Consider the following 13,610-nt stretch of genomic DNA (forward strand, 5'->3'; position numbering starts at 1 on the left):
ATGAACCGGCAGGCCCCCCTCGAATTGGTAGACCAGAGCCACAAGATGCGCTTTGATGTTGAAGCCTACGATGAACAACTGCAACTCTTGGGCTTTCCCGCGAAACGCGCAGCAGTTCAAGCGCGAGTTGTTGACATGGCGTTTTCGCAATCGAAGAGTGCCGAAGAGTTGGAGGACAAACTCGTCAAAGCAGGCATCGGAGAGGATGTGGCGCACCACCAGGCGCAAGCATTCCATGCGTGCTTGGCCACGCCTCAAAAGGTGGGCAAGACGATCTCGCGCTGGTACGCGTTCGGTGACCCCTCAGTGCTAGCTAATGCAACACAGTTACCGGCCAAAGCCGCGCCGAAGGCTAGAGCGCGAAAGGGTGCGGCAGTCGAATACATACAGTCGACTGGTCAGGTCGACTACCCGTTATTGCAGACGAAGCAAACGTCGCGGGTACTGGATATCGGCCACCAGATCCGTGAGAACCTTCCCTCGAGCGAGGATTTCGCGTTCACCCATGCCATCTTTTGCCAGGTCGCGTTGCCGCACTCACGTTTCGAAGGCAAGGAGTTCATGCGAAAGTCCGGGCCCAACTGGATAAACGTTCAAGCCGGGATGATCGACGAAGGCTCAGGTCCAGTGCCCCAGCCTATTCCGTATGGCCCTATTCCCCGCTTGGCTCTTGTCTGGATCTCGTCATATGCAGTGATGAACCGAGATCGCGAAGTTCCTATCGGCTCGAGTGCCGCGGAATTTTTGGCCAACATGGGGATGGAGCGTGAGGGCAGGCGCTACCGGACGCTGCGCACTCAAATGCACGCGCTGGCCGCATGCCGCATCCAGCTTGGGGTAAACGGTCGTACCTACAACGGCCAGCCGGTCGAGCAGTTCGACGCTTGGATCAACAACCGCGACTCCAACCAGCGCCCTTTGTGGCCAGGCGTATTGCGGCTCTCTGAGACTTATTACAAGTCTTTGATCGAAAGCGCAGTTCCACTCGATAACCGGGCCATGCTGCTACTCAAGGGGAGTAGCCTCAAGCTCGACATCTACACCTGGATGGCGCACCGGCTGCATCGTATTGACACGACAGACGGCCTGTTTATGCGATGGTCGAAGTTGCGCGAGCAGTTCGGTCATGAATACCAAGGCCCGGATGCTGACAAGAATTTCAAGAAGACTTTCCTGTTGGCGCTCAAGGACGTGATGCAGGCCTACCCTGCTGCCAAGATTAAGAAGATCCGCGGGGGCCTGCAGTTCGACGCATCCCCCCCGCCGATCGCACCCCGACGGCTTCGGGCATAAAGACCGAAGCGGTAATTTCTACGGTGATGACGACGCGTGAAATCACCCCCCTTTGAGGGGGACGCCTTGCTGGGAATGGTCAGCCTCAGCGATCGGCCTGGGAGGCGTCGTCACGCTGTCGTCTACGTTGGCGCAAGATTTCGCGGACTCGTGCAGATTCCTGCGCCTGCAACTCTGTCACCGCGCCCTCGTAGTCGATGCCCTTATGGCTCAGCACCCAGCGCAATGTCTGCGCATCGTTTCGCGCCCGGCGTTCGCGTTCATGCAGATCCTGCATCAGCGCTTGCTGTCGCGAGTGCTTACCGCGCACGCGCTTCAACTCGTTTTGCAGTGTTTCCACGTCACCGAGCCTGGCTAAAAGCTTGGCGATGGTACCTAACTCGCGGCCGTGGTTCACGCTGTGCGCCCACTCGGCCTCCCGGCGCGTCGCAACTTCGTCATAGCGCAGCGCCGGCCCGGGGCGGACAGTCAGGTGGCCGGCCGCCACCCGAAAGCGCGGCCGTCCGTATTCGATCAACCCCCAGCGCGGGGGCAATTCTTCCGGCAGGATCAGGCCGGCCGGCGCGAAGTAGTAGCGATAGGTGCCGCCGCTCAGGGACTGATCTTGGCGATGAGGCTTGGCCAGGTCCGCGCGAAAATCTGCCCGGGAGACTTTCACCTCCACCAGCACCGAGTACGTCTCGGGGCCGACAGCGCGCACGCCGAAGGCGTCCATCACCTCGCGCCCGCAGGGCGACTGCACTTCGGAGAATGCCACAGTGCAGCCCGGGCCCTTCTTGCTTTCAGGCCGCACCAGCCATTCGACGGCGGCAGAGCACAGTTCGCGATGGGTTGGGGCCGTGATTGCCGACCGGGTGGTGATGCCCTTTTTCTTCATGAATCCTCCGTTGTCTAGGCGCGATGGGTGCGTATCATTTCTACCAACCGGGGGCCGTCGACCAAATTGACTGGCTTGCCTCGTGCGAACTGTTTCGCGTCCGATGTGAACCCGGCCGATGCCACGATCACAATCCCGCTGGCCCCGTGATGCACGGCCAGGCCGACCATCTCGCGGACAACGGCGACGCCCACTCGGGTGGACTTCCAGTGTTTGCACTGAACGAGAACTAGGTCACCGCCGACACTATGGAGACGGATGTCCACTCCCCCATCTCTGCCACCTTGGCCAACCAGGTCGACGGTGAAGCCCTGGCTGGAGTAAAACTCCGCAATTAGGCGCTCAAATTGTTCCCAGGACAGCTTACGTAGCGCTTCGAGGCTGTGTTGAGATTTGACCCACGTTAGACGTCGGCGCGTGGCGCGTGCTGCAGCGACCGATTTGATTGCCGAAATTGCGAGTGCAATCCACCCTGCCACGGCGATTGTCTCGGCTACAAGCGCTGGCATGGAGCTGCGGGTGGCAAGCCACCACGCAGCGACCCGTAGGGCCGCAAACATTGCAAGGCCCGACCAGAACCAGGTGCGCCACGAGTGGCCTAGCCTCCCCCGGCCAAGCGGCGGCCGCCTAGGCATGGTAGATATGCTCACCAAACAGCTTGCGCGCGGCTTGTAGCCGAGCACCCGTGCGCTCTTCCGGAGTGACCTGCTTCACGACAGTAGAGGCGAGACGCGGGCTTGCGAACGCCGCCAGGAAGGTCTTGTCGTCGAGATTTAAAAGAGCGCCCCGCAGCGCGGCGGCGTGGAAAGCCTGTTCGTCAAACAATCGCTCTGCGACGGCCACGAGCAGAAGTTGCGCTAAGCAGGAGTCCCGGCTGAGTACCGGAACCCCATGAACGTCGTTGAAATAAAGCTGGTCAAGCAACGCCACGAGGTTCATGCTGGGATGCCACGCCAGTAGTGCCTCGAGCTTCTCATTGTTAGACATATCTCCCCCGTTACGCGAGCAGTGGGATCGATGATTCGACGAGCAATTTCCGAAACTCCGCTGCTCGAATGGGCCGGGAGAAGTAGTATCCCTGGCACGAGTCGCATTCGAGTTCGATAAGTGCTTGCACTTGCTCGGCCTTTTCCACGCCTTCGGCGAGCGTCTTCATTTCGAGCGATTTGGCCAGCGTGACAATGCCCGACGCCATCTTCAGATCCTTACCTCCGGTGTGAATTCGGTCGACGAACTTCTTGTCGACCTTGATGGTCGTCACGGGCAATTCCTTGAGGTAGGCTAAGCAGGAATACCCGGTGCCGAAGTCATCGACGGAGAGCTGGACGCCCGCGGATACCAACTTGTCTAGGATGACCCGTGCTTGGTCGACGTCCTGCACCAGAAAGCTCTCGGTGATCTCGAGATTTAACAGATTCGGCGGCAGGCCCGTCTCATGCAATATGTCGAAGACAACGCCTGGCAGGCGCAAGTTGAACTGACGTACTGATAGATTTACGCCGATTGCGAGTCCATGCCCGTTGGGGCCTCGCAAGCCAGCGTCGTACCAACTCTTGGCCTCCCGACACGCCTCACGCAATACCCACTGACCGATTTCGACTATAAGACCAGATTCTTCTGCAATCGGAACGAACAAGTTCGGCGGTACTACATTGCCGTCTTTCTCCCAGCGGATTAGCGCCTCAGCACCCTCGACCTGGCTGGTATGCAGATCGACTTGGGGCTGGTAGACGAGAAAGAAGTGATTGCGGCGCAAGGCCAGCTCCAGTCCCTGTTCCAGCTCTTGCCGCTGTTGCACCGCCTTGTTGATCTCGTTGCTGAAAAATGAGTAGCGGCACCCGCCGGCGCGCTTGGCGTGGTACATCGCATCGTCTGCCTGCCGAAGGAGGACTTCCTTGTCTTTGGCGCCGTCCGGATAAATGGCAATGCCGATGCTTGCGGACAACTCCAGGCTGCGATCGTTGACGATAACGGGACGTTCGCACGCCGAGATAAAGCGCTCGGCGACGAGCCTGGCGTCTTCTGAGCTTCGCAGATCGTAAAGCAGTGCGACAAACTCGTCGCCGCCAAGGCGGGCGATCGTATCGGAGTCACGAATGCTGCCCTGCAGGCGGCGGGCTATCTCCATTAGAACGCGATCGCCAACATCATGCCCGTGCGTGTCGTTGATTTCTTTGAACTTGTCCAGGTCGATGAATAGCACGCCCAGAAGCTTGCTGTAGCGATTGGAGATCGCAATCAACTGCGACAGGCGCTCCTGGAACTGGTTTCGGTTTGGCAATCCGGTCAGGCCGTCGTACAGCGAGGCGCGCAACATTTCATCTTCCTCGCGTTCCCGGTCTGACACGTCACGCATGGTGATAGAACACAGGCGACGCGTCGGGAGGTTGATGAACCCAAAGCGGATCTCCATCACCATTTCGCGGCTATCTTTACCCTTCACCTTTAGACGCCTCGCGTTCCAAAGCGCCGCGACTTTGTCGTCTTTGAATACGTCTCCGTGAACTTCCACGATTTGCGCGGGCATGAAATCGCGGATATGCCAGCCAAGCACCTCCTCTCGCTGCCAGCCGAACAGTTGCGCTGCAGGTGAGTTGAACTCAACCAAGTGGCCCGCCTGGTTGACCACAGCAACTGCGTCCGTTGATCCCTCCAGCACCGCCCGGAACTGTTCGGCCGGGTCTGAGCGGTTCTCATCCATCAGCCGAGACAGGGACTTCATCTTGGCTTTGAGCAGAGGCATAGCGATTGGCCGAACGACCAGGTCGGCGCCGTCATACTCCGCAAGATCGTGGGCTTCGTCCAGCTCGATGTCGTCCAGAATGAAGACGATGGGCGTCCATCGCGGCGCAACGGACGAACGCAAGCGCGCCAGCACGCTTTCTGTCGACAGCGCTGATAGACCGTAGCTCAACACGACAATGTCGTGCTTGTGCGTAACGAAGGCGTCCACGCCCGCTTCAAGGCAGTCGCAGGTCTCCACGGCGAAGCCCCAACTACCTAGCGCAGCCGCCAACGAGACGAGTTCGGCCTGATTCGCATCGATCACAAGTACCGAGATTTTCCGCTTCATGTTCTTTTGTCCTTTCTGTTCCCTGCAGGAGGGCTATTCCTTGGGGGCCTTGAGGTCGGACTCACGTGCCTTGCGCAGTAGTTCGGCGCGCGACTCCCACCATTGCTCGGCCGACTGAGTACGCGCGTCAGCACTGGCCACCTTCAATGCGCGGCTACCGGTTCCAATCTTCAGGTCCGGCACAACCCCGGCGGCTTTGTATACGAGGCCGACATAGCCGTTGGCTACACCGCGGTCCCAGTTGCCGGATTGATAGGCCGAGATGGCCGCTTGCAGCGCCCTTTCGCCGGGGCCAAACTCTTTGGCCGCACGCTGATAGAAGTTAGTGAGGATCTTGCCGCCAGCGGACACGTTCGTGCACGGGTCAAAGACGTCTTCCACGCTCAATCCCAAGGCTTTGAGATTGCGATCGTTCACTTGCGACAGGCCGATGCTGACGGTGTGTCCTTTCTTCAGCAATGACTTGACCAGTTCAACTGCTTCATCTTTCGACGCCGGAAAATGAGAGCGAACCATGTCCTTGCGCACGCTCCAAGGGAGGTGCACCGGCCCGGCATCTGCCACTGCGTATACGTGACCCGATGATTCGACCTTCACAATGGACGCCATCGTGCTGACGGCTACGGTAGGGGCACATTTGGCAAGCAGTTCGGCCATAGGCATTTCGGATGCGGCTATGGCTGGTGCGTTCATCAGCAATAGCGCAATAAATAATGCCTTGCTCGCGAAAAAATTTTCACCGGTGAAAATCATCAGAACGCCCTCACTTGTTGGATTTCTTGGATAGCAATGTGATTTGCCAGCAACTGGTCGACGATTTTTTTCTCTTCTAATGTGAGCGCCGGAGCGTCGCCCATTATTTCTATCATGGTGGCTGTCTGGCGCCTTGGCGCTATGCGCTCGACGCGCTCCCGAAGAGGCGGATTCGCATGTGGTGCTGGCAGCTTTGACCAGGCGGCAAAATCGGGGACCTCGTCATATTTGATCTTCCGCCCATAGATTGGCGGGTTGTTAGCCACCAGCAGCACCAAGTCTTCATTGGACAGCGTCATCCATTCCCCTGCCGTCATCAACGGCCGGCCTGTCTTTTTGCGGGAGACGGACACATTCCCTGGCGAAATGCCCATCCGATTCGCTGATACGTTCTCTTCTTCTTCGGCAACTGTGGTCTCGCCTACCATCTCTTCCAGCCGCTTCGCCGTGCGCTCGTCCGACGGACCATAGGCAATACGAATATGGCACCCGGCCACAATGGTCTCGTTGTCGCCATACTTGTCTTGAAGCTGTCTAAGATCTTGGCAGATCAACATCAGCTTGATGCCGTAGCCAGCGACATATGACAGCGCGTCTTCGATGATCTCAATCTTTCCAAGCGCCGGGAACTCGTCGATCAACAGCAGCAAACGGTGTTTGTATCCTCCAACAAGGCGGCCATTCTCGGCCGACATTGGCACAGTATTTCGCCGAATGATCATGGCGAAAAAGAGCCTCGACAGCGGCGTGAGACGGTCCTTGTCTTCCTCGGTTGGAATGTAGTAGAGGCTGACAGGGTCGTCCAAGGTCATCAGGTCTCGGCACAAGAAGTCACTTGTCCGAGTATTCGCGGCGACCAACGGGTCAAGCCAAAGCCCGAGCACTCGCTTGGCAGTCGTCAGGATTGAGCCACGCTCTTCCTCCGGGATCTTCATCATTGAGGCCGCTTGCGAGGCCACGAGTGGATGTGTCTTGGTCGGCACACCCGCGGTGTCGACCCATCCCATCTTTAATTCGGGATCGTGCTCCGCGTCCAACATTCGCTGCCACATCTGCGTATCAGTTTCGAATCTTGGATCCGACAGATACATCACCATCCCGCCTAATGAGGCGTCCGTCTCGGCATAAATATGGTGCAAGGCAACGGCAGTGAGCAGCATCCACGCCATTGAAATAAAGTGATCCTCCATGCCCTTGTTGTCCGGGTCGACGATCATTTGACAGATGTTCTGCGCATCCGCAACGTCCCGATCGGTGAATTTGCGAATCTCGTCAAGAGGATTCCATTTCCAACCTGAGCCGTCGTTGCAGGTCGGAGCAAACTTCCCAACGCGTTGGCCTGCCCGACTTCGCATCCCTGCCGTCAGCGCGTAGTTCTCCCCTTTTTGATCTGCAACCACGGTCGAACCGGCCCATGCGAACAGGGTGGGAATGATCAACCCGCGTCCCTTACCCGAGCGCGTCGGCGCAAATACGAGAACGTGGGTGGGCGCATTGTCGCGAAGGTACTGTAGAGCCAGCACTACCGAGGGGTTGGCGTCAAGGAGCGGACGACCGTCCGCGTCACGCATTACCACGCCAGCATTCATGCGGAGTCTGTGTCTCGATCTGTAGTCTGCATGGGCCGGAGTTACCGTCTCGCCCTCTTTGTCCAACATGATCGACCCGACCAAGATGCCCTTAAGATCCGCGCCAGGGTGGCCGAGTAATCCAGTCCTATCCACCTCCTCCGCGGTCGCCCAGTGGGCATCGCCATGCAACGACTCCATCCCGGTAGTGCGCTTGAACGCAAAGAACGTCACGAGCATCCCGGCGACCAAACCAATTGCAGAGCCAGAAAGCGCAATGACGGTCATTTGGTATACCGTGGGCTTAACGGCTTCAATGTCCGCAAATCGCCAGCCCCACCCTATCCACTCGAACGGCAGATAGGCCGCCCACGAGCCCAAAGAGAATAGAGGTTCTCCCAAATGGCGCGAGTAGTTTGTCTTCGCCGCGAAGAACTGCGTGGCGCAAGCCGAGGCGATAACGACGATGAACATCATCGCGAGGATGCCAAGCAAGACGTTTTGAAGCGGCGTGCGAGCTGCTTCAAACGTCTGCAAGCGGTTTTTTTCAGTTGCCATAGCCTCGGCGCGATTTAGGAATCAGTGCAAACCAATAGTTTAGCCACATGCAATACATAAAGCATATTTTATTGTCGAATCGCCATTTTTCACTGGTGAAAAAGATAGCGCGTCGAGCATGAACGGTTTAAAGGGGGGTGATTTCACTCACGATCGCAGCCACGTCGCGGAGGTTTACCCTGCCGAGTTCGTCGCTTGTACGAGGCCGAGACCGAACAAGCTAGCCCAGGCTCGCATCGTGGCTGCCTGAATAGCCGGTATAGACGTTTGACTCGCCCACCAGACGTTTGCCGTGGCGATTACCACCTCCGGGCGACTTGAGGCAGCTACGCTTTGCAGTACCGGCCAAACCAGCAGTTGCTCATAGCAGATGAGGATCATCGCGCGGTGCCCTGCGAGATCTACAACTCCCGAGCCCGTCCAGTCTGAGACGATGTGTCGAACGGAAGACCAGGGGGCCCACATCCCCAAAGGAACGGGGATACGTTGGGCGAACTGAACGCCCTCGGCTTGCCCCAAACCGAATAGTCCATTGATGCGCTCGCGCTGGACGTTACCAGATGGGCTCTCTGCTCCCACCAACGCCGCTACGCCGCGTGCGCGCAGCGTGCGGCTAACGTCAGTCCAATACAGCTTGTTCAACTCCCAGCTACCACCTACTGCTTCTGGCAGCACAATAAGCGATGCACCGGCCGCAGCGGCTTGCTCAGTTGCCTCCTGAAGGCGTCGGATGACTTGGTAGTCGTCCGCCTGGCCCAACATGGTATCCAGTCCCACCCACCCTGCTGGTGCTGAAGGCGCCGGCCGGCCCGCCGCAAGGCCCATTGCCCCTAGGACCAGTAGTCCTAAGGCCGCGAGACACCTGGTCTCCATCTTGGAGATGTTTGCATGTTGGCCCTCGATGCGGTGCATCATCAACTGGCCTAGTCGTGCTGCCGAGGACGCGACGGCTAATCCGATAGCCACACCCCACCACCCTAGACCTGGTAGCCATACGCCCATGCCACTGGCAGGGTTGGTCCAACCGATAAAGCCCACTGGCGGCACGCTGACAGTCAGAAGCGCACAAAACGCGCGAAACGTGATCCAGCGGGTACCCCAGCAAAGACTCCAGGTGCCGGCGAGCAGGAGAGCGGGCGCAGTCCATACGATCAAGCCCCACTGCCAAGAGAGGGCATCTGATAAAGATCGATCGGCAAAAAAAACAGCCCCGCCGTGCAAAAGGCCACGACTGGCCGCCAAGTAGTAGACGAGCATGATCGCAAACGCGGTGCGCCTGCTTCGAGCCATGCCCCATCCCGCCACTGCGAGCATGGCCACTGGCAGTGCCCCCCAGATGCCGCTGTAGCCGACAAAGCCGGCGATTGCTGCCAGGGACAGTGCAAGGTATGGCGCACGCTGAGTCATTGCCGCGGCCTCAATAGGCGCTGGCGCTGCGCCGCACGTCGGGACGAAGTAAGAACCTGCACGCGGGCGCTCAACGTCTGTATCTCGCTTCGGAGATGGTTCACAAGCATTTCTGTGTCTTCAGGCAATAGGCCGCCGCGATCTGGCTGCTCGAGTAGCTCTACCAGATCCGCTTTGCAGGCAGCAAGGTTTAACAAGATCAACTCCACTTCGGTCCTCCACGACGCTACAAGATGCCCTTGCGCGAGGTGGCCTTCCGCGCCAGTCACCTCTTCGAGGAGTTGCGCGAGTTCATCATCTGCTCGCTTTGTAATCGTCGGCGGCATATGCGAAAGCCGGCCCTATGAAGTGGCATGCCACCGCAAGTAAGCCGCGCGCTGATCTGACGTGAGTTTGTCGAGTGGCCAAGTTTCGCTACGCGTGTAGATCATCGCACCGTAGACTTCCGCCATGAGGCTGCAATCGCGGCAGAGGATGACCTGATAGCGGACGTCTTCTACCGCGTTTGCTTCTGGATGGATCGAGTCGCGTCCTTGAGATGCGTTGCACCGATTAATTGCAGCTTCAAGCGCCGCAATTGTTAGGATGTGCTGGTCTTCGGACATGATGCGCTCCCCTTGCCTGCCTAAAGGCGTCAAGCGCCAGTGGATGCCCGCGCATCGCCCAGTCTGTCGACGGCGTTCCGCAGCATAAAGACTTCAGTGAGCGCCGTTTGTACGACCATCGTTATCGCGGAGATCAACTGCTGCTGCTGATCGGTGAGGGGCTGATGCGACGGGGGTGTGCCTTCCCCATCCAGTTGCGTCACGCCGGCGGAGTCGGGCCTGGCGTTGGAAATCTCCGATCTGCTCGGCTGCTGCGGTACGCGGGGCTCCTGGGCCTGCAAGGTTCCCTCGGCCGAAGGCGCCATTGCAGGCGCCGGTGCTGACGCGGGAACTTCGTCCGGATGCGGAGGGACTGTGCCGATCGCGTCCACCGTCGAGCGAGCATCGACCTCGTCGTCGGGAGATGCCGGAATGATCCCGACGTCGCTCGTGTGCGTAGCCGTCGCCTCCACGGTCACCTGGTCAGGGCTACGTGCTTGCTCGCGCTCTTGAGCGCGCTGGGTAGCCAACTGCCCCGCCCTCTCCATGGAGGGCCGCACCGGAGGGGTCGAGGTGGTCTGAGGGCTCGAGGTGGCCTCGTGGGCCTCAACTGGCTGAGCGAAGCGCTTTAGGCCCAACTCACCACTTGCGAGTAGTGCCATTAGCCCGGCGAATTGCTGTTGCATTTGCTGCTGGCCATGGGCCATCAGCCGCACTGCCTCCTCCAGGCCTCCCGCCGCGGTGTTACGCGGCTGCGGCGAACTGGGTGATCGATCCCGCGATACCTCGGCGGCTTGGAGCGGCGCTTGCTCGGCCGCCGGCGAGGCTGGGCGCTCCTCAACCTGACTGCCAATATGCAACGAGGCCATGGGCACGGCTGCTTCGTTCGAATGCCCCAGCTCGTGACCCTGCTCAGCCTGGCGGGTCAGAATCTCGGCGCGGAGGTCATTGACCAAAGCAGTGCGTTCTGCCGCCGCCCCGGCTTCCATCGTGAGGTCGTAGGAGGCTGGGATGTATGCGGCCATCTCCGCAATCACCTCTTCCACATCGGCGTCAGTATGCACTTCGACCTTCGCCCATCCCATATTCTTCAACACAGTGAATAGGTCGCTGTAGCACTGACGGAGGGCCTGCGACGAAGCTCCAGCGTCGATAGCCAAGGCGTCGGAATCGCAGGTGATTTGCACGCCGCTTTCAGCGTGGGCGAACGCAAGCTCGTCGGTAATGTCAACTTCGGTGAAGCCGCACGTCATGAAGCATCTTGAAATCCAACGATCTTCCTTCGCAAGTTGACTGTCGGTACGCAATAGGACAGCAGCGTATTCGGAATAGCTTTCCACAAATGGGTGGGTCATTACTTTCTCCACAAGAACTAAGGTCTGTTAGCGGCCGATGAACTGCCACAAGAGCGCGCCTACCAGGCCGCAGGACAGGCCGAAGCCTGCCGCTAACCATGCCGGCACCTTCATCCCGGGGCTGGCCTTGGCGGAGGCGTCGAGAAACATTGGGGCCAGCTTTGCAATCAGGCCCTTCGATACGATGGTTGCTTGGTCCTCAAGCGTTGTGCGATGCACAGCGATTGCGCTCTCAGTCGCCTCTTTGATTTTTTTGGGCAGCTCGTTGACCAGATGCTGATGTATGCCCAATATGACGAGGACAATGATGAGCGGATCGTCATCGGCAATGCCGTATTGGTCTTGAATAGCATTCCAATGCTGAACGTCTTCGGCCGTGAGCGGGCGCTCGAGGATGCGCTCCACACTGGCGATCAGGCCGCTTTTGCTTGTGGGCTGCACTGTGCCTTGGCCCCCGGAAGTCTGTTGATTGGCCATTGTCAGAAGATTCCTTGCTTGAGGTTGGATGCGTCATTCGTCATGGCCGGGGCTAGTGCTTCAGTAACGTCACACATCCAGTCCCGCACACGCTTACGGGAGAACGCCCGCGGAGTGACCACTTCAGGCGATTCGCGGTCGCACCGCAGTTCTGCATATTCCCAGGGGGGCAAGCGCAGCCGCTTGACGCGGTCAAGTTCCCCGGCCGTGAGGCGAGGGAAATCGATGACTTGCTCGAAGTTGGCCGCGTATCTCTCATTGAACGTCTGGAAGCGAAGTGCGTCGCCGAAATGGAGGTTGCGGACCGGGTACAGGCGCTGGAATCGCATAGCCAGCGTTTCGAGGTAGCGCAGCCCGTCCTCTGCCGGGCTCATGACGAAAAGAAATTTGAACAAGACGTCGACCTCCTCCGACATGCTCTCGGTGCATTGGAGGGTCGAATCGAACCATCCCATAAGCTGGTCGTCCGCTCCGTCAGGCGTATTGATAACGACGTGCTCCGATACCCTGACGTAGCTCATCAGAATGCGGAAATACTCGTCTTCCGTCATGCTCAAATGTGAGTCGGGCCGCAGGCGCCGAAAGTCGAGTTGCCGCGCAGGAAGCTTGCGGTCGTAGATCCGGTGCACGTCGGGCGTGCGTCCATCCCCGTCGATCACGGACACCTCGTGCGCGCCGAATTCTTGCATCAAGGCTTGTGCGAGGCCAATTGCAACGGCCGATTTTCCCGCACCACCCTTGTTGCCAGATACCATCCAAACTGTGGGCACGGTCGCGACCTAGAGATCCACGTAGGACCAAACTTGCTCCATCGGAATGGAGAGGTCCTTATTCAAATAGTTCTCCAGCTTCCAGTGTTCGCTCTCCAACAACTTGAACGCATCGGCGTTTTGGACAGCCTGCGAGAGCGGCATCATTCCGTCTGGATCGGATGCGAGCTTCGTCGTGACCCGCATGTGCAGGCCGGGCAAGGAAATCGTTATTGCCCTCCCCCTGCGCTCAAGATCGACGCGGAACGGGGATTCGTCCCAGATGAAGAACTGGTCAGGTGTCCCGAAAACCAGGTTGCGCACCACGATGATCTTGTCGATCAAGGCGCCGACGTTTTCGTAAGTCGTGTGCAGCAGATTTACCGAGTCGGCGAATAGATTAATCAGCCAGAACATCACGACTTCTGGCTTTCCCTGCACCTTCGATTTAAGGTAGCCGCAAAAGTCTTCGAAGTCCTTCCGCATCGCTTCTCCGATACCGGCGGGCAACGAAATTGCGATGTGGTGATCCGGGTGCGCGCGGACGAAGTCGATCACATCCATCCAGCCGTCGTCACGGCGCAGGTTGATCATCTGGCATACGGTCTGTCCGGTGAAGATTCGGATGACGTCTGGGTTCCGGGTGTCAGCTTCGATCACGGCGACCTTGTGTCCGCGCTGCAGAGCGCGGTCGACGAACACGTGGCAGGCGAACGACTTGCCTACACCGCCCTTGTCGCCGTGGAACAGAAACACGCGCTGCTGGAAGGGTTTGACGGCCGTGGCGGGGACCGCAGTTGCTGTCGAGCCGCTGTCCACAGAAGCAGAAGCGTTTTTTGCCATTTTGCACTCCGAAAATTGAATAGTGCAATATTTATAGCATACCGTTGTATTTTGTTAAGCCTCGGAATGCCAA

12 protein-coding genes are annotated in these 13,610 nt (G+C 58.6%); 1 reads left to right on the forward strand and 11 read right to left on the reverse strand.

Annotation, left to right across the window (positions count from 1 at the left end):
* Positions 1 to 417 precede the first annotated feature (417 nt).
* The gene (locus ACUDCK_RS29340; protein WP_445659386.1) at positions 418 to 1,293 is read left to right on the forward strand and encodes a replication protein RepA; all 876 of its coding nucleotides are present in this window, start codon (positions 418 to 420) and stop codon (positions 1,291 to 1,293) included.
* An 85-nt stretch (positions 1,294 to 1,378) separates the two neighbouring features.
* Here the strand turns inward: ACUDCK_RS29340 and ACUDCK_RS29345 are convergent, their stop codons facing one another.
* The 11 genes from ACUDCK_RS29345 to ACUDCK_RS29395 all read right to left on the reverse strand — a co-directional run bounded on the left by ACUDCK_RS29345 (position 1,379) and on the right by ACUDCK_RS29395 (position 13,537).
* Complete coding sequence (locus ACUDCK_RS29345; protein WP_054444507.1) at positions 1,379 to 2,170, reverse strand: hypothetical protein; 792 nt, start codon at positions 2,168 to 2,170, stop codon at positions 1,379 to 1,381.
* 14 nt (positions 2,171 to 2,184) lie between these two features.
* Positions 2,185 to 2,805 (reverse strand): restriction endonuclease, encoded by a 621-nt coding sequence (locus tag ACUDCK_RS29350; protein ID WP_082387917.1) that lies wholly within the window; start codon positions 2,803 to 2,805, stop codon positions 2,185 to 2,187.
* Complete coding sequence (locus tag ACUDCK_RS29355; RefSeq protein WP_445659380.1) at positions 2,798 to 3,157, reverse strand: hypothetical protein; 360 nt, start codon at positions 3,155 to 3,157, stop codon at positions 2,798 to 2,800. Before ACUDCK_RS29355 ends, ACUDCK_RS29350 begins: the two co-directional genes overlap by 8 nt.
* Positions 3,158 to 3,167: 10 nt before the next feature.
* Positions 3,168 to 5,243 carry a putative bifunctional diguanylate cyclase/phosphodiesterase gene (locus ACUDCK_RS29360; protein ID WP_054444504.1) on the reverse strand — a complete coding sequence of 692 codons (2,076 nt, stop codon included), beginning with the start codon at positions 5,241 to 5,243 and terminating at the stop codon, positions 3,168 to 3,170.
* A 33-nt stretch (positions 5,244 to 5,276) separates the two neighbouring features.
* Entirely contained in the window at positions 5,277 to 5,996 is a 720-nt protein-coding gene (locus ACUDCK_RS29365; RefSeq protein ID WP_445659381.1) for a lytic transglycosylase domain-containing protein, read from the reverse strand.
* Entirely contained in the window at positions 5,996 to 8,122 is a 2,127-nt protein-coding gene (locus ACUDCK_RS29370; protein WP_445659382.1) for a type IV secretory system conjugative DNA transfer family protein, read from the reverse strand. Before ACUDCK_RS29370 ends, ACUDCK_RS29365 begins: the two co-directional genes overlap by 1 nt.
* Before the next feature lie 1,748 nt (positions 8,123 to 9,870).
* Positions 9,871 to 10,134: a DUF3717 domain-containing protein gene (locus ACUDCK_RS29375; RefSeq protein WP_082387914.1), complete on the reverse strand. Its 264-nt coding sequence runs from the start codon at positions 10,132 to 10,134 to the stop codon at positions 9,871 to 9,873.
* A gap of 29 nt (positions 10,135 to 10,163) precedes the next feature.
* Positions 10,164 to 11,468: a hypothetical protein gene (locus ACUDCK_RS29380; protein ID WP_445659383.1), complete on the reverse strand. Its 1,305-nt coding sequence runs from the start codon at positions 11,466 to 11,468 to the stop codon at positions 10,164 to 10,166.
* A 27-nt stretch (positions 11,469 to 11,495) separates the two neighbouring features.
* Complete coding sequence (locus ACUDCK_RS29385; RefSeq protein ID WP_054444500.1) at positions 11,496 to 11,945, reverse strand: hypothetical protein; 450 nt, start codon at positions 11,943 to 11,945, stop codon at positions 11,496 to 11,498.
* 2 nt (positions 11,946 to 11,947) lie between these two features.
* Positions 11,948 to 12,700, reverse strand: a complete 753-nt coding sequence (locus ACUDCK_RS29390) for a hypothetical protein (protein ID WP_109442207.1) — start codon at positions 12,698 to 12,700, stop codon at positions 11,948 to 11,950.
* Between the two features lie 24 nt (positions 12,701 to 12,724).
* Positions 12,725 to 13,537, reverse strand: coding sequence for a hypothetical protein (locus ACUDCK_RS29395; protein ID WP_131728564.1), 813 nt, complete (start codon positions 13,535 to 13,537; stop codon positions 12,725 to 12,727).
* Positions 13,538 to 13,610 lie beyond the last annotated feature (73 nt).

Source organism: Achromobacter sp. CF-sbj1-Ac2-l (assembly GCF_052698165.1).